12 protein-coding genes are annotated in these 18423 nt (G+C 41.7%); 9 read left to right on the top strand and 3 right to left on the bottom strand.

What is annotated here, in order from left to right; translation table 11 throughout:
* Positions 1-51 precede the first annotated feature (51 nt).
* The 4 genes from H1A14_RS13600 to H1A14_RS13585 all read left to right on the top strand — a co-directional run bounded on the left by H1A14_RS13600 (position 52) and on the right by H1A14_RS13585 (position 6932).
* Positions 52-2460, top strand: coding sequence for an ABC transporter permease (locus H1A14_RS13600; protein WP_194776824.1), 2409 nt, complete (start codon positions 52-54; stop codon positions 2458-2460).
* Positions 2461-2734: 274 nt separating this feature from the next.
* On the top strand, positions 2735-3373 hold the full coding sequence (locus tag H1A14_RS13595; RefSeq protein ID WP_194776823.1) for a hypothetical protein: 639 nt from the start codon (positions 2735-2737) through the stop codon (positions 3371-3373).
* Positions 3374-3648: 275 nt separating this feature from the next.
* Positions 3649-4941 (top strand): OmpA family protein, encoded by a 1293-nt coding sequence (locus tag H1A14_RS13590; RefSeq protein WP_194776822.1) that lies wholly within the window; start codon positions 3649-3651, stop codon positions 4939-4941.
* 359 nt (positions 4942-5300) lie between these two features.
* Complete coding sequence (locus H1A14_RS13585; protein WP_194776821.1) at positions 5301-6932, top strand: hypothetical protein; 1632 nt, start codon at positions 5301-5303, stop codon at positions 6930-6932.
* A gap of 337 nt (positions 6933-7269) precedes the next feature.
* On the opposite strand, the gene H1A14_RS13580 is transcribed toward H1A14_RS13585, so the two are convergent.
* Positions 7270-9204, bottom strand: coding sequence for an SMP-30/gluconolactonase/LRE family protein (locus H1A14_RS13580; RefSeq protein ID WP_194776820.1), 1935 nt, complete (start codon positions 9202-9204; stop codon positions 7270-7272).
* A gap of 400 nt (positions 9205-9604) precedes the next feature.
* Here H1A14_RS13580 and H1A14_RS13575 point away from each other — a divergent pair, with 400 nt between their 5' ends.
* Entirely contained in the window at positions 9605-12013 is a 2409-nt protein-coding gene (locus tag H1A14_RS13575; protein ID WP_194776819.1) for an ABC transporter permease, read from the top strand.
* Between the two features lie 214 nt (positions 12014-12227).
* Here the strand turns inward: H1A14_RS13575 and H1A14_RS13570 are convergent, their stop codons facing one another.
* Positions 12228-13190, bottom strand: a complete 963-nt coding sequence (locus H1A14_RS13570) for a bestrophin family protein (RefSeq protein WP_194776818.1) — start codon at positions 13188-13190, stop codon at positions 12228-12230.
* 513 nt (positions 13191-13703) lie between these two features.
* Positions 13704-14303: a collagen-like protein gene (locus tag H1A14_RS13565; RefSeq protein ID WP_194776817.1), complete on the bottom strand. Its 600-nt coding sequence runs from the start codon at positions 14301-14303 to the stop codon at positions 13704-13706.
* Between the two features lie 358 nt (positions 14304-14661).
* Between H1A14_RS13565 and H1A14_RS13560 the strand changes: the two genes are divergently transcribed.
* From H1A14_RS13560 to H1A14_RS13545, 4 genes are all read left to right on the top strand, one after another.
* Positions 14662-15375, top strand: a complete 714-nt coding sequence (locus tag H1A14_RS13560) for an SDR family oxidoreductase (RefSeq protein WP_194776816.1) — start codon at positions 14662-14664, stop codon at positions 15373-15375.
* 187 nt (positions 15376-15562) lie between these two features.
* On the top strand, positions 15563-16237 hold the full coding sequence (locus H1A14_RS13555) for an ABC transporter ATP-binding protein (RefSeq protein ID WP_194776815.1): 675 nt from the start codon (positions 15563-15565) through the stop codon (positions 16235-16237).
* Between the two features lies 1 nt (position 16238).
* Complete coding sequence (locus tag H1A14_RS13550) at positions 16239-17585, top strand: TolC family protein (RefSeq protein WP_194776814.1); 1347 nt, start codon at positions 16239-16241, stop codon at positions 17583-17585.
* 118 nt (positions 17586-17703) lie between these two features.
* Positions 17704-18423: CPBP family intramembrane glutamic endopeptidase (locus H1A14_RS13545; protein WP_194776813.1), on the top strand; the 720-nt coding region annotated here is incomplete at its 3' end.

The following is an 18423-nucleotide window of genomic DNA, read 5'->3' as shown; positions in this document are numbered from 1 at the left end:
TTATTGATAACCCGACAACGCTGACAACCTGATAACCATAAATTTCCCATCATGCTCAAAAACTACGTCAAAATAGCCCTACGAAACCTAAAGAAAAGGAAAGGTTTTACGGCCATCAATATCTTTAGTTTGGCTTTGGGTATTACGGGTGGCATTTTTATGTTGGTTTATACCTTGGATGAATTTTCTTTTGATAATTTTCATTCAAAAGCTGATTGCATATACCGAGTCAATACAGTTTTGGTGGACCTGAAATCAGGCAACGAAAGTCTGATGAATGACAATGGTTGGCCAGTAGGACAATTTTTGGAAGCGTCTTATCCTGAAGTCGAAAAAGTAATTTACACCATTTCATGGCCGAGATTGGATGTCCGCACCGAACAGGAAAGTTTCTCTCCTAAAATGTTCTACACAAATAAGGATTTTTTTGATGTTTTTTCTTTTGACTTAGTCAAAGGTGACGTGTCTACCAGCTTGGATAAGCCGTATTTCGCTGTCATTACTGAGGATACAGAAAGTAGGCTATTTGAAGGCAGAGATGGGATAAATCAGGAATTTTACTTAGCTGACACCATACCGGTCACAGTTGGTGCTGTTGTAAAAAACGTACCCCAAAATTCCCATATTCAATTCGATCTGTTATTGTCTCAGGCCACTTTTGATGACTTGGTGGGAGTCAATGACTATACCGAATACGGGTGGGCGAATATCAATATGGGAAATTACCTCATGCTGAAAGAAGGGGTAGATCACGATAGTTTCAAAGAAAAAGCAAAATCCCTCTACATGGATCATGTTGGAGATATGATGAAATCCTGGGGAGTGGATGGGCAGCTGTATTTTGAACCCATGAATGATGTTTACCTCAAAGGGAAGCCAGGTAACAGTCTAGGTCCTTTAGGAAGCATTGATCGGGTTAACTTGGTAATGGGCATCTGCATTTTTACCATTCTGCTGGCTTGTATCAATTTCATTAACCTTTCTACTGCACGCGCAGTGGACAGATTCAAGGAGGTGGGGTTAAGAAAAGTAGTGGGGTCTTCCAAAAGTTCTTTGATCGCCCAATTTATGACCGAGTCCTTGGTTTTGACCATGCTTGGACTTTGCCTAGCGGTCTTATTAGCCAGTATGATGATGCCCATATTCAACGAATTGCTGGATAAGGTCTACACACTTGAAATCTTAAGCATACCCAGCGTGCTGCTCGGTACATTGGGTATGGTGGCTTTGATTACTTTCCTTTCCGGATACTATCCTGCTGTGCATCTTTCTTCCTTACAACCCATGAAAATCCTTAAAGGCAAATCGAACCCCACAAGCGGTAGTAGTAATTTAAGAAAGCTATTGGTGGTATTCCAGTTTTTTATTTCCCTTTCCTTGGCCTTGGGCACTTTAGTGGTTCTCCAACAACTTGAATTTATGCAGCAAAAAGAACTGGGTTTCGCCAAAGACGAAATCTTGGTACTGAATGCTTCAAAGATTTCCAAAAACAGAATTGAAAGTTTAAAGCATGAATTGGAGCAAATGTCAGGCGTCAATCAGGTGACTTATTCCAACGGTTTTCCAGGAAGGCCGGGTTGGATAGGGCAAATAGCCTATCCTGAAGGTAGGGAAGCAGAAAACCCTGTTTCTGTAGAGTTTTTGGCAGTGGATCAGGATTACCTCCATACTTATGATCTGGAAATGGTGGCAGGCAGGTTTTTTGACCCAGAGAGAGAAACCGATAAGACCGAAGGCTTGGTTTTAAATGAGAAGGCTGTTCAGGTTTTTGGTTGGTTAAGTCCAGAGGAGGCAATAGGTCAAAAAATCGTATCTCCCTCCTCAGCACCTGAGGGTACCGTAATCGGTGTGGTCAAAGACTTTCACCAAAGGGGTTTGCAACATAGCATTCACGGAATTGCGATGGATTGGGCTCCAGAATATTCCTTTTGGCTTTCGCTGAGATTTGATCCAAGTCAGACCAGTGAAACCCTTGCCTCATTGAACCAAAAATGGTTGGAAGATTTTATCGGAATGGACTTTAAGTACTTTTTCCTCAATGAAGATTTTGAACGGCTATACCAAGCCGAACTGCGGATGGCTAAAATGTTCAGGTTGTTTGCAGGTTTGACCCTGTTGATATCACTGATAGGCTTGACTGGATTGGTGTCCTTTATGATTGAGAGCAGGGCCAAGGAAATGAGCATCAGAAAGGTGCTAGGTGCGGAGGTTTATCAGATTGTCTATTCGCTTTCTAGGGAGTTTATAGCTTTGGTTTTGATTGCTTCGGCATTGGCTATTCCTGCGGTGTGGTATATCGGAAAGGACTGGCTTCAGAATTTTGCCTACCAATCTCAAATTACTCTTGTATCCATTTTGGTGGTGGTCTTTGCAGCCCTTACCATCACTTTGATGGTAGTTGGTTTTCAAGCGCTCAAGGCAGCTTATGGCAATACTGTCAGTGGATTGAGGAGCGAGTAGGATCAGACTTGGCCTATATTCGGTTGGTTACTGTACTTATTTGGTTGGGTGAAAGGATAGACAATTTGAGCAAGAAGTAGGCCTCGGAATTGATAAACTTTTCAATAGATAAACGGATCATCAGATACACCGATAATGCTACTTATAATCCGACAACCCGACAACTAGACAACATGAAATAAAATAAACTTGCCTTTACTGCTCATGTGGTACCCTGACAACCGGAAAACCTACCTTCCTTACCCAGTTGTCATTTGGTAATTTGGTTGAGAATTTGGAAATTGAGTTATCTGATTTTATGGGTATGGGCAGAAAATTCAGTTTCAAGTTCAATAAAAAATATTTTGCAGACGGGTTACTGATCGTTTTCAGTGTACTTTTTGCTCTTTTTATCAATAAAACGGCCGAAAATATTAAAACCCGTCAGGACAAAAACGAAGCAAGAGAAGAAATTCGAATGGAAATCGAGGGAAACTTGAAGGTATTGGAAGAATGGATGGTTAGACATTCTGAAACATTCGAAAGACTTTCCAAAATCACAGAAGGAAAAGACGATAGTCTCAAAAACCAGCTCTTGGAATACAATTTCCTGAACACTTATATTTTGGCAGGGGGAAAAAGTTTTTTACATGATATTATTGTCCAAAATGCATGGGATACCGCAAAAGCTACTGGCATTATTAGTGAATTTGATTTTGATATCACGCAGAGGCTTACCAAGGTTTATAATTTACAGGAAATGATCATGGGAAGAACCATTGCCAACCTCACGGATAGACTTACGGCAACAGAGACCCACAACATGGAAAATATCGATCTCAATCTTCTGGGATTACAGTTTTTGATGATGGAATTACTAGGTCAGGAACGGCTTCTTAAAGACCTTTATCAGGATATGTTGCAAAAGCTATAAATATTCAACTACGCCTCTAAAAGCAATATACATTTCCTCATTTTTATCCACTCATTCAGTATGGAATAATCTAAATTTCTGATTGGACTTTTTTTCAATCCTTAACGGATTTTGGGATTTCCATTTTTTTATAGGAAAACCATAAAAATCATCAATTTAAAAATATCCTTTGAAAGGATTGTAGAATTTTGCTATTGGTGGATATAAAAATGGCTTTTACAAGAATTTATTTCGATATTTATCTTAAACAACAACCAAACCAAACGCCTTTAACCATGACAGACAATTTAATTGATTTGCTCAGAACCAACATTGATGACAATGTAATTGGAAAGCTCTCCGGTTTTTTGGGAGAATCCCAAGCGGAAACAAAAAAAGGTTTGTTTCAAGGTGCAATTCCTGCAGTTTTAGGAGGATTGATCAGTAATACCAATACAGAGAATGATGCTAACGGTTTATTGACCATGTTGACTACCCAGTTTTCCGGAGGAGCCATGTTGGATAATATAGGAAACCTCTTCGGAAGTGCAGAAGGAACCAACAATATGCTAGCTAAGGGGGGAGATTTGGTTTCTTCAATTATGGGAGGCAAAGCTGATGGAGTCGTAAATTCCTTATCTACTCATTTTGGATTGGGACCCGATAGTATCAATACCCTCATGAAATTTGCCGCGCCAATGGTCATGAGCGGATTGGCAAAGAATGTCTCTTCTAAGGGATTGGGAGCTGCCGGTTTATTGGGCTTGCTAAATAGTCATAAGGGCATTGTTCAAAAACTTTTGCCAGGCAATTTAGGCAATATGTTTGGGTTTAGTCAACCTGAAGTAGAACCCAAAAAGAATGTACCTGAAAAAGAAACGGTAACTCCACCCAAACCTGCAGCGAGTACCAATACCAAGAATTATCTGCCTTGGGTACTCGGACTGGTAGGCATTCTGCTTTTATTTTTGCTAACCAGAAATTGTAATCGGGAAGATGACGATATGATGCAAGAAGATACCCAATCTATTGTGTCGGACACTACCCAAAGAGTAAGGCAGAATGCTTCAGCAGACATGCGGGAAGCAGATGCTTCCATCGACCGATACACCGTGGAAGACTGGAACCGTTTAGGCAGTCTTTACACCTTTAGACTTCCCAACAATACTGAAATCAATGCGCCGGAAAATGGCGTTGAGAGAAGATTGTTGGATTATATTGCCAGTTCTGAGGATGTGAGTAACGAACGTTGGTTTGAATTTGACCGGATTCTCTTCGAAACAAATAATACAGATTTGAAGGCAGAATCTATGGATCAGATCAATAACATATCTGAAATCATGCGGGCCTACCCAAATGTCAAAATCAAAATCGGTGGATATACAGATAATACCGGGGATGAATCAGCAAACGTATCCTTGTCTCAGGCAAGGGCAGATGCTGTGATGATGGAGTTAAGGAAAAAAGGAGTAGGGGCATCGCGAATCTCTGCAGAGGGGTATGGTTCTCAACATCCTGTGGCATCCAACGACACAGATGAAAATAGGCAGAAAAACAGAAGGGTAGCGATCAGGGTAACTGATAAATGAATGGGCTTAGTCAAGGTGATTTTTATACCAGTTTAATTTACAGGGCATTTAACTTGACAGAAATAGTAAGTTGTGACAAATGCTTTCAAAGCAATAGAAAAGGGAGAAGGGTATTCTCCCTTTTTTTAGAAGTACTTCCTAGCAAAGAAAGGACAAGATCAGAGGATCATAGTTTCATCCATATATTGTTACTTTGAAGTGGATGATACTTTTTAAGTGTCATTTTACCCATTCAAAAAGGGAATTGACCAAACCTGAATTTATCAGAGATGCAAGCATAAAAAATGGCTATATTCAAGAATATCCCAATATTCTTGGGATTTGTTGTTAACCTAAAATAAACCCTTAACCTATTGAAGATGCTTAGATTGAAGACTGCACTGATGGTCGGAGCCCTGATTATTTTGAATGCCGAGTTATCCCAAGCTCAGGATTTGATGCCTACCACTTCATTGGTCTATCCCGGAGTGGATGGCAAGTTGATGTATGAAGAAGACTCCCTTGGCAATCGAATCCCTGATTTTTCCCATGCCGGATACAAAGGGGGCGGTGTACCCATTCCTTATGTTGCCGTAAAAGAAATTGTTTGGCCGGTATTGGGGGACAATGCAGACCTTATTCAAGCGGCCATTGACCGGGTGGCTAAGCTGCCTAAGGATGCGTACGGATTCAGGGGAGCGGTCCTTCTGAAGATGGGGACATATTCCCTCGAAAAACCAATCTACATCAGAAGTTCCGGTGTGGTCCTCCGTGGAGAAGGAATGAGTGACGTTGGGACGATTTTATTCGGTAAAAAAACCGAGCAGGAGGAAGGATCTCGGGGAAGGAGACCTGCGCTTATCAATATCGTGGGGGACTCTGGAATCAAAATACAAGAAGGTACAGGACAGCCCATTACCAGTAAATATGTAGCCGTAGGTGCTGTCAACTTTGAGGTGAGAAATCCAAAAGCATTCAAAGAAGGAGACCAAATTCTTGTGAGACGTCATGGAAATGCGGATTGGATCAAAGAGATAGGACAGGACAGCGCGAAGGTAGGAAGGAGCCGATGGGAACCTTTTCATATCGATTATGACAGAACCATCATCGAGATCAACGGAAATGAAATCACAATAGATGCACCGATATTCACCGCGATTGATGAACTATGGGGTGGAGGAGAGATTTTCAAATATGAAGATGATCGGATCGAACAGGTGGGTATAGAAAATCTTCGAGGTATTTCTGAATATGATCCCGCTGTTCGCACCACGGCTTATGGCAATATGGACAGGGACCAATTGGGTACCGAGTTTCAATACCAAGGCGAAGAATATTTCTCAGACGAGAACCATTATTCAAATTTTATAAACATCGGCAATGCAAAAAATGTATGGGTTAGGAATATGTCTGCCCTTCACTTTGGCAACAGCGTCGTATTGGCCAATGCGGGCACTAAGTATATCACCATACAGGATTGTGAATCAAGGGAGCCGGTAGCGATGCGTTGGGGAGGCAGAAGGTTCACCTTTCAGATGAACGGGCAGTTTGCGCTCGTGCAAAGATGCTTTTCTCAAAAAGGGCGACATTCCTTCGTTTTACAGGGCGCTGCGTCAAGTGGGAATGTCTTCCTCAACTGTACAGCTGTAAATCCTTATTCTTCCAGTGAACCCCATAATCGATGGTCAAATGGTGCTCTTTACGATAATGTAAAAGCACCGCTCACTGCCAGATATTGGAAAGACTATCCCATAGGCTGGGCTGGTGCCAACATCGTTTTTTGGAACTGTGAGGGGGATTTCTTAATTCAGCGACCACCTACCGCTCAAAATTATTCTTTTGGACATATAGGTGTGAACGCAGTTGTATTCAACGCAGCTTTACAAGACCTCACGCAAGCCAATGGCCATGTGGAATCCATGGACAGACATGTCACCCCTGGAAGCTTGTACCTTACCCAGCTTAAAGAGCGACTGGGTGCAGAGGCAGTGGAACATGTGACAGGCAAATAAGATCTACCTTGGTAGTAGGACTTTTTAGTATGTCTGAACTTTATGGTATTAAAATAACAGCTGTGCCTTTCTTGTAAGGAAGAAAAATAATGGGGGTTTACGACTGCAATCCGACTGTTTGCTTTAAAAAAGGGATTAAAATTGATAGTAGTGAAGTATTCCCAGGGAGCATTGTTGTCTCCCTGGGAATTTTTTTAATGTGAGTGGGCAATGATACCAGTAAAATGACAAAACGATGTAATCCTCGTCAAGAGATTGAAATGTCCGGTACTTTCCTGCACCCTGATAGGCAGGGGTCTTCCTTCCTGTAAAGGAGTCTTGGATTTATTTTACATCCTTACAGATAATTGACATAACCTTCCATATTGGTTCGGATTTTAAATATTTTGCTGTAACTCACGATATACAAGGTTTTCATGTCATCATCACCAAAAGCCAGGCTTACCGGGAATGAAGGCATATTGATCATCCCCAAAAATTCTCCCTCAGCATTGAAAATCTGCACCCCATAGTAGGTAGCTACATAGATGTTTCCCTGCTTGTCTATAGCCATTCCGTCAGCACTTGAAGATTTTCCTTTTCTGTCCAACACATTTTCAGTCAGGAACAGTTTAGCAAATTGGCGTCCGTTGGTGATCGTTCCATCCTCATTGACATCGTAGGCCCAGATGAAGTTGTCTTTGTCACTTTGGACTGGGTACCAAGATTCGTTGTCGTAGCAATTGTTGATGTAGAGGGTCTTTTCGTCCGGTGAAAGCAAAATACCGTTGGGCATGGCAAATTCGTTGGGTTCAGTTACTCGTGTAATTGCTCCTTGTGAGGAAACATAATAGACGGCCCTTCCGGGCTGAAACTTATCAGGCTCCATGGTAAATTGGGGATCTGTAAAATAAAAACCGCCTTTGGAATCGGTGATGATGTCATTTGGCCCATCGATAGGCTTTCCGTCATACGTATCAGCAAGAACCCTTACCACCTTCCCATCCGTAGTCATTTCCACTACCCTGTGCCCCATCATATCGCAAACAATGAGGTTTCCGTTTTTGTAGGGGTATAGGCCGTTGGTCTGCATCTTGCCTTCTGTTATGTTTTTGTAACTGCCGTCAGGATCGACTTCTACAGTAGAACTTTTCTTTGGATCCGCATTCCAATTTTGGTCGAAATACATATTGGAAAGGTAGATTTTACCATTCATCCACTTCGGCCCTTCGGTGAAAAATAATTCAGGTTTAGTTTCTTTTCCATCTATGAACAGCTCAAGTTCGGCATCGGATGGAATGATGGCATGATAAGCCTCCATGCGCGCATTTTCCTTGGCCATGTAATCTTCACGTACCGGCCAAAATATATCGAGTGCATCACAGCCTAAATCGCCTATTTCAGCACCATGGACCAAGTTTCCAGGAATCCTGACCACATCATTTGTTTTCATGGTCTGTTTTCCGTCCAAGAGAATTTCTTCGCATTCTCCACGGAGCACAAACATCATCTGTTCCTCTGGATGTATGTGGTGGGAAAACACCGAGTTGGGATCCATGGAAATAAAACTCAGCTGCATGTTTTTTCCTGAAATCAGACGGGAATGGGCACCAGGGGCAAGTTCTGCAAGCTGGAAGTCATATAGATCGTAAACGGTGTTCGGTTCGACGTTGGGTACTTGGGTAGACTTTACATCCCCAAATTCACCCGGTAGGTTTTCAATGCCTGCTTTTTCGAGGTAATCACGCCTTACGGGACTGTAAAGCTCCAGCACTTTGGCTCCTGAAGGACCTGCGGTCACTTCACTTTGGCTGCCTTTTTCCAAGTAAACAAAATCCGTTCTCGGGGTTCCGCTGGTAATGCCATCAGGTTCTTCTCTTTTCTTGCCGATCAGGGAAGTAGATGCGCCGTCGGTTAGATGATCGACAGTACCTTCGAGTACAAACAGAAACCTGTCATTGGGTAAGGTTTCCATTGGAATTTTTGCATTGGGTCCAAGATCAAGCCTGGCGACCATCACACCTGTACCCCAAAAAAAACGTGCATTGACTCCTGGATGGAGCGCTATGTCATCCATGTCATCAAGGCTTTTAACCTCTGCGGGGTTAAGGTTTGATTCAGGGCTTGTTTCAGGAAGACCAGATATCTTTCTTTCCGTCAGGTTGTGTTTTTTTATGAGTTCCTGGTTTATGCTGTGCCATTCTGGGGTAGATGAAGAGCACTGGGTCAAGGCCATCGCAACCATTGCTAAAAATGCAATGCCGATTCCGTTAATAACTTTTCTACAATTCATGGTAAGTGTCAGGTTTGATTTGAATTTGAAAATAAATAATTTATTCCGTTTTGGCAGGTTCATTTATTGTTTTGTTTGCTATTAAGTGTAAACGGTACATTTTATATTTGGATGATCCGATAAACAATACATATTGGATCATAAATAGCATAAACATGAAAGGTAGAGTTGAAATGCATCAACTTTTAAACAGCTAAAAAATAGATGAAATGTTATTTCATCATTTAATGCACTGTCTGTATGCTGAGTTAAGATTGTTCGCATCCGCACAGTTTCGTCCGCGCAAAAGCTAAAATAAAGAATCCATCAGGCTAAATTGGCTGTATAAAGCCTTTTCCGTTGGCATGGCTATTGGCATTAATTACATGGATTACCTCTTTCAGATTTAATACATACTGATATGATAAAAAACTACCTCATCGTCGCCTTAAGAAACATCAAGCGAAACAAGCTCCGTACCTTGGTACATGTGTTGGGGCTATCTTTGGGTATAGCCATTTGTCTGGTGATATTCAATGTGGTCATGCATGCCTATAGTTTCGATAAGTTTCATACGGATAGAGAAAGAATTTTCAGGATAAATACTGTTGAAGAATGGGAACCAGGAAATTCCTTTCAATCTCCCGCCACCAATGGACCTTTAGGAGAAGTGATTGATGAGGAACTTTCCTTTATTGAAGAAAAGGGGAGGTTGTATGTACTTTTTGAGACCATGGTGATCATACCTGAGCAAAATAAGGTTATTGGAAGAAGCAATAAAGTAACCTTTGCCACCCCAGGATTCTTTGACATATTTTCAAGAACTTGGCTTGCGGGTAGCCCAGGGTCGGCATTGGAAGAACCTTACGGAGCGGTAATTTCGGAATCCAGCCTAAAAAAATACTTTCCAGGCTTATCGGCAGGAGAGGTTTTGGGAAAAGAAATTCTTTATGTTGATGCCGATTCTATTTATGCACAAGTTAAAGGAGTGGTCGCTGATTTTACAGAAAATACCGATTTATTATTTACAGATTTTATTTCCTTCAACACCATCTCCAAAAATGAAAAGGAAGAATGGTATGGGCTGCATAGCTGGACCAATTTAAATACCAGCAACCAGCTTTTTGTAAAAATCGGGAAAAATGTTCAAAAAGCTGACTTGGAAAAAGGCCTGGCTTTAATCACCAAAAAATACCTCAGCGAAGTAGACAACCATACAAATTTTATTGGAGAGCCACTCTCGGAGGTACATTTTAGTGAAAACTATGACGGAACAGCCATTTCCAAGACGCTTTTATATGGGCTTACTTACATCGGGTTGATTATTCTTTTGTTAGCCTGTCTCAATTTTATTAATTTAGAAACTGCTTTGGCTATCAAAAGGTCCAAAGAGGTAGGCATCCGTAAAACTTTGGGATCCGATAAGGGGCAATTGATTTTTCAATTTCTGAGCGAAACTTTTATTCTGGTAGTCTTTGCTTCAACAGTTTCAGTTTTCATAGCTAGTTTCATCCAGTCGTATTTTTCCGACTACCTTCCGGCTAACTTTAACGCAACTCCATACAGTCAGTTGAGTCTGGTGTTTTTAGGAGGCAATGCTTTCGTTTTGACCTTAATTTCGGGCCTATATCCTGCCTTTGTTTTGGCCAACTATCAACCCCAGCGGGCACTTAAAGGGGAGTTACACCAGGTAAAAGGTTTTTCAATTGGGGTATTCCTGCGGAAAAACCTTACGATCTTACAGTTTACAGCTTCCATTGCTTTTATTATCTTGGTTACTGTCGTAAGTAGCCAATTAAAATATATCAGCTCACAGCCCCTCGGATTTGAAAAAGAGGCGGTACTCTATACCTACCTGCCCTTCATGGGTGAAGAATCAAAAAGAAATCAATTGGCTGAAAGGGTTGGTCAGGAAAGCTATATAAGGGGTGTAAGTTTGAGCAGTAACTTGGTTTCCTCTAACAGCCTTTGGACTTCTGATGCTTATATTATGGTTGATTCCATGGAAAAGAAGCTTGATGTACATGTCATAAATGGGGATTCGGCTTTTGTATCGGTTAATGGTATTCCGCTTTTGGCCGGACGATATGCCAGAAACCAAGACGATGAGATTATAGTGAATTGGAATTTTCTCAAAGAAATCGGGAACATTGAACCCAATGATGCTTTAGGGTCATCCGTTCGTATAAGAGGAGAGCTAAAAACTATCGTTGGGGTGATGGATAATTTCAATGCCCGAAGTCTTAAAGAGGAAATTATGCCCATGATTTTAATATACCAGCCAGAATATTACCATCTACTGACCACTAAGATTTCAAGCCATCAAAATCTTGCGTATGCGAAGGAAAAACTTGATTTTTTACTGAAAGAAACCTATCCTTTCGAAACTGCCGAATTTGGGTTTATGGATGAGCAATTGGAGCAGTTTTATGAAGGGGATCGAAAAATCCGGGGAGTCTTGGGATTTGCCTCATCCATGGCTATTTTAATTTCGGTTTTGGGATTATTTGGACTTTCATCCTTTACCATAGCCCAAAGGACCAAAGAAATCAGTATCCGAAAAGTACTTGGCGCGGGAATTTTGCAGCTTATTGGTTTAATTTCAACTCAGTACATTTGGTTGGTGTTGGTTTCATTTGCCTTAGCTGTTTATCCAGCTTATTACCTGAGCAATATGTGGCTGCAGGAATTTGCCTATAAAATTGACATGCCCTATTTGCTGTTCGGGGGGGTAGGATTTGGTGTCCTCGTATTGGCCTTACTTGTAGTCGGATTCCATTCCCTTGGCGTAGCAAAGACAAATCCTGCCGAGATTTTAAAAAGTGAGTGAGGTGAATGGTTCGGATATTTGTTAATGGTAAAAATTTGTAAGTAGTAAGAGGTGAAAGGGGGTAGGTTGTTGAGTTGTAAACTTTTAAAATTGTAAAGAGAAGAAGGTGGGAACATCATCACAGGACATCAGGGCAACAGAGAGTCGGATAACGAATGAAAAGCTAGAAGCTCAATGCTGAAAGCTGCATAAATCCCAACTCGTAAATCGTAAATCAAAACACAATCCCATCTTCAGGTTGGTACTTCTGTGGGAAATTAGTATGGCTCTCTTTAAGCTGTTCTTTGAGATTGGTTTCGATGGTTAAACTCAGTGAAGTCATGGGTGTATCCTCAAGTCTATTTTCGAAGGGGTCTTCTGTCCGTTCGCCTATCAGGTCCAATGCCAAAAATACAAAGGAGACTGCTAAGGCAATTGGAATGGTTTTCCAACCTAACTCACTTACAAAAACCATCGGCAACAGGGTACAGTGAATCAATACAAAAACCCGTGAAAAAAATGTGTATTGTCTTGGAAGGGGAGTGTTCTTAATCCGCTCACTCATTCCCTGTATATCATTGAAGTCAACCAACGTTTCTTCCATCTTTATAAACCTGTAATCACTAATCCAGCCTCTCTGGAAGGCATGCTTTAATTCTTCTCCTTGACGCTGCAGTAAATAATTGGGAGGGTTGTCCTGGTTACAAAAATCATTATATTCTTCTTCACTCAAAAATGATTTGGTATCTGCATAGGTATTTTCGTCTTCGAAAAGTTCGCTTTGGTCCTTATTATAAGCGTTCTTTTTCCTCAAAAAAACCCGTAAGGCATTCACAAACGCAATATGTCTATAGACCAAGGTCTTTTGGAAAGCTTTGATTTCTTCGTGTTCTACACCATCCTCAGACATCACCAATGTAGTTGCTTGCCTGGCCCAGGCACGGCTGTAATTGACCATCAAACCCCATATTTTTCTGGCTTCCCACCATCTGTCATAGGCATGGTCATTTTTGAAACCAAGAAAAATCGCCAATGCCGTTCCCAGTGCAGCAATGGTGTAACTGGGGATGTTAAAAATAACAACTTCATAAATATCATGTAAGATGACTATTGAGGTGGATAGAACAAGGTAATAGGTCAGCTGCCTCCAAGTATAGTGGAGGATCATCCTGGGTTGAAGGTTTCTTCTTACAATCATGGTCTAAGGATTTTTTTAAAAAGATTAAATTACAAATTTCTTTACAAAGCCAGTTGAAGGGAATTTAGGATTTCCACCTCATTATTTTTCAATGATCTTTGGGGAAAACAATGATTGATTAAGTTAGCCAATCACTTTTCGGAACTTTCCAGATGGAAGGCAAATGGCATTAAGGGGAAAACACGCACCATGAATTAAAAGTGCATAATGAAGCACTTCATTTAAAAATTCCCCTACTGGGTGGGATTTGTAATTCCACCCTAATATCACTCCATAATTTTTTGGAAAATTCTGGACTGTGTGAAGTTTGCAACTTCACGGTTCAGAACTTACTAAATAGAAGTAATCGGCTATCTTGAGAAAAACGCTTTTCAGCTATCCAGTCAATGTTATTGGAATAGCTCTAGCTGGGTGGAATTTGCAATTCCACCCTAGTATCACCCAATAACATTTTGAAAAACTCTTGACGGAATGAAGTTTACAACTTTATGATTCAAAATTTTCCTTGGGACACTATAACGCTTCAAGAATCTTCTCAAGCTCCTCGTAGGAAATACCTTTCAACTCGTCGAAATTCATTCTTGAACCCGCTTCACCGTACAAAATCACCACCCGCACCCTAAACTCTGCTCCTGCAAAAACGGGTAATAAGTTATCCGTGTCGTAGGTAAATAGAAGGAAATTGTTGGAATTTGAAGTTGAATGTTGAGAGTAAAAATAACCGATATGTGAGCTGAAATCCTCCCCTGTGTTAAGGGAGAAAGGCAACGGCGTCCAAAAGCCAAGCCCGTTTCCGCTAAACAGTTCTGCAAAGGCCAAAACCGCACCATTGGCGGTGACTTCAGCATTGATCAGTGGGACAGAGGCTGGGTAGACAACGGAAAAACCTTCTTCTCCTTCCTCACCGTCTAAAAACCAACCCTCCTGTTGGGTTTGAAAATTGAAAATCGCAAATGTCGTTTCAGCTGCCGGTCCCGGAGGGCCTTGCGCTCCAGCCTCTCCCCGTTCTCCTTGGGGACCTGTAGGACCTTCGGGTCCTTCACAGGAAATACTAAATAAAATGATCAGGGACAGTACCATAAGTCCTGTGCTTTTTTGTAGCATGTTTTTCATGACGGATAGGTTTAATTTAATGCTAAGAGGGCTGTCAATACCCATTTTTTTCCACGTTATCTAAATTACAAACCTTTGTGATATAATTTTAAAAAATGAAATATTTTTAGTTGAAATTTTTCCAGTACATCGGTATTCGGCTGAACTCCAAATCCAAAAGATAATTTCTAGATACTTAAAAACCTTTAAACATTCTAAATTCCTACCGATATGACCCCTTTCCTATCGGAAACACACTTCAGACCACCGATAGAAAATGAAAAGACCAATCATCCCACATTTTTCAACATTCTTTGAACCTCCTCCAAAAACCAAAGGTTCTATACACTGAACCATCTAATTTTTAACCAAAGGAACCATGCAAAAAATAGCAAACAAAACCGCTCTGATCACAGGGGGGAGTAAAGGAATAGGATACGGCATTGCCGCCGAACTGATGGCACAAGGGATGCGGGTTGCCATCACCAGCAGGTCTCAGAAGGCTGCTGATGAGGCCGCTGCCAAACTGAACCAATCCGGGAAAGGGGAGGCCATCGGCATTCAGGCGGACGTCAGAGATTTTGATTCCCAACAAAAGGCGGTAGAGAAACTACTTGAAAAATGGGGGCAACTGGATCTCTTGGTAGCCAATGCGGGTATTGGTCACTTTGCCGGAATTGAAGAGTTGACTGTCGAGGAATGGAATGAAACCATCGATACCAACCTTACGGGCGTATTTTATAGCATCAAGGCCGGACTAAAGGCCCTTAAGGATTCAAAAGGCTTTTTTATCACCATTTCCAGCCTAGCGGGCACCAATTTCTTTGCAGGAGGTTCTGCCTACAATGCCAGTAAATTCGGATTGACCGGATTTACCCAAGCGGTAATGCTGGATTTGAGGAAATCAGGAATCCGATGCTCCACCATCATGCCGGGATCGGTGGCGACCTATTTCAACGACCATGTTCCCAGTGATGAAGATGCCTGGAAAATCCAAATCGAAGACATCGGAAAACTGGTCGTGGACCTGATGCACATGCACCCAAGGACCTTACCCAGCAAAATTGAAGTAAGACCAAGCATTCCCGGATAAGTTTATTGTCCGCCAGCGAACAAAGGTGTTCGGATAAAATGGACTGCCAAAGCTTGAAATTGCCCTTTTTCGGACAATTTCAGGCTTTTTTTTATGGCATGGCTTTGGGATTAGGTCGGATGGCAGGAAACAAATGACCTAAGTTTACTTTATTGACCATCTGTTCCCGATCACCAAACCAAAAAACATGATACAACTCAATAACATTGACAAATTCATCGACTCCCGTTTTCAGCGGGTTTTCATTTTGAAAGGGATAGACCTTGAGATTCAGCAGGGTGAATTTTTGACCTTAATGGGCCCCTCAGGAGTAGGCAAATCCACCCTGCTCAACATCATCGGTCTATTGGATGAAGAGTATGAAGGACAGTATGCCTTTGACGGTCAATCCATCAATGGTATGAAGGACAGGCAAAGGTCTGCCCTTCACAAATCCGAGTTTGGATACATTTTCCAGGCCTATCACCTGATCGATGAACTGACGGTGTATGAAAACATTGAGACACCTCTGCTCTATAGAAGTGTATCGTCTTCCGAGCGGAAAAGCATCATCGCCGAATTGTTGGACCGGTTTAACATGGTGGCCAAAAAAGACCTTTTCCCGGAACAACTCTCCGGTGGTCAGCAGCAGCTGGTTGGGATAGCCCGGGCCATTGCTGGGAAACCTAGGGTACTATTGGCGGACGAGCCCACCGGAAATCTCCATTCTGCCCAAGCAAAGGAAATCATGGAGGTATTTCAGGAACTAAACAAGGAAGGGACCACCATCATCCAAGCCACCCATGCCAGAGAAAATGCTGACTACGGAACCCGGCTTATCGAAATGCTGGATGGAAAAATTGATCAAGATTTGAAGATTTAAGATGAAAAGGACAGTAATTACCGTCATGATTTTGAGTGCCTTGGTGGGGGAACTGAGGTCCCAGGATACCCTTAAGCTTACTTTTCAGGAAGCGGTGAAAATCGGCCTGGAAAATAATGTGGTCTATCAAAACCTAAACAACCAACAAGAAGTGCTCCTTATGGAAAAAAAGGCAGCACAAATGGGGCATTTGCCTAGGGTCAACCTTTTTACCACCGGATCTCAAACTATAGGTCAACAATTTCAACAAGTTGAAGGGCAATTGATTGTCGTCAATGAAGTCAACAACAGTATTTTTAGCAATGTGGAAGCCAGTATGCCGGTTTACAATGGAGGTAGGAGGATCAAAATGACCCAAGCCACCCGGTATTTTGAAGAAGCGGGCCGATATGGCTTGTCCAGGGCCTCACAAGAGGTGATGTTCAACATAGCTCAGCAGTATCTTCAGGTCTTGTTAGACCAGGAACTTTACAGGATTGCCATAGAAAATCTGGAAAACCAAAAGAAACAATTGGAACAGATTGATGGCTTTGTGCAGGCAGGATTGCGGACTTTGGCTGATCAATACAACCAAAAATCAGAAGTGGCCCGGTTGGAAGCTGTAGCCTTGGATGCCAAAATCCAGTGGGAAACAGACCTTTGGACTTTATCAGAAACCCTTCAACTAGAACCCAATGTGCTTCCAGATCCCGAACCGGTAGGACTGGAAAATGCAGAAAGTGGATTGATGGGATTGCCACTGGATGAACTTTACCAATTGGCTTTTGATAACCGATTGGATCTCAAACAACAGGAATTGTTGGAAATTGGCAATGAGAAAATGGTTTCTGTGGCCAATGCTGCCCGTTTACCTCAGCTCAATGCATTCTTTAGTTACAATACCTTCTTTACTTCATTGGATGACCGAACGATAAGGGATCAGCTATTCACGATTTATCCCAGAAGACAATATGGGGTTCAATTGACCATACCCATATTCAATAACTTTGAAAATAAGCTTGCCGTAACCCGTAGCCGCATGGAACTCCAGAACCAACAGCTGGAAAAAGCGGCTTTGGAAAGAAGAATCAATCAGGAAACCAAATTGGCATTTGAAAATTACAAGGCGGCAATCAATAGGAACCTTGCTACCCAGGTTCAACTTGAAGCTGCTGAAGAAGCCCAAAAAGCCATCAGTGAGCGGTTTCGCCTTGGGGTGAGCAATTTTGTAGACCTAGCCCAGGTGAACCAACAATTAGTAGCTGCTCAAGCTGACAGAGCTCAGGCTCAATACACCCTCTATTTCCAAGAGGTGTTGTTGAGGTTTGCTTTGGGAGTGTTGGATGTAGGTGAGGTGGCAACAAACTGAAATTGATAAACACCCGAATATGTAAAAGCCATGTATAAGGAAGGAATTTTCTAGAAGCCAAATTGATGGGTTATGGTTAAAACAGGTTAATGATTTTTTTTTAATTTAATGGTTGCGTATGCAACTCAATAGAAGCAAAACCATCAGGAATCTTTCGATATTTACAGTAATCGCCCTTGGAATAGGTTGGATAGGGGTAATGGTAGATAGGATACTTCCAGAGCAGGTGGGAGAGGAAACTTTGGGTATGGCCATTTGGCTGATCACACCCCTCATTGTGGTAATAGTTTTAAGGTCCTTTTTTGGAGATGACTGGAAAGATGCCGGATTGAAACCAAATTTCAAGGGCAATATCCAATGGTATTTTATTGCTTTCCTAATTTTCCCCATGGTTACGGGTATTACCCTAATTTTAGGTGCTTTGGTTGGATGGATAGGGTTCGAAGCTTTCAATGCACAACCATATTTCAGGACTTTTTTTTGCTTGCTTATGGTAAATATTCTGAAAAATATCTTTGAAGAATCTGTGTGGAGAGGTTATCTCACTACAAAATTGTTTCGGCTTAATGTATCAGATCTTTGGCTTTATTTGATAGTGGGTTTGGTCTGGGGATTTTGGCATTTCCCATATTATTTGGCATTTCTTCCTGATGAAGCAATCCAATCTGTTTTGCCTGTTGGACGGATGACCTTTGCATGGATTGCAGTCCTCAATATGTTGGCATGGACCGTTATGTTCGTAGAAATATTCTTGATTACCAGATCTGTTTGGTCAGTGGTGTTGCTGCATGCGGTAGAAGATGCTTTGATCAATCATTTGGTCATTGATGGTTTTATT

The organism is Pararhodonellum marinum (genome assembly GCF_015354735.1).
Classification (GTDB): Bacteria; Bacteroidota; Bacteroidia; order Cytophagales; family Cyclobacteriaceae; genus Pararhodonellum; species Pararhodonellum marinum.
Note: the sequence above shows the minus strand (reverse complement) of the source record. Positions and strands in the feature narration are given on the sequence as shown.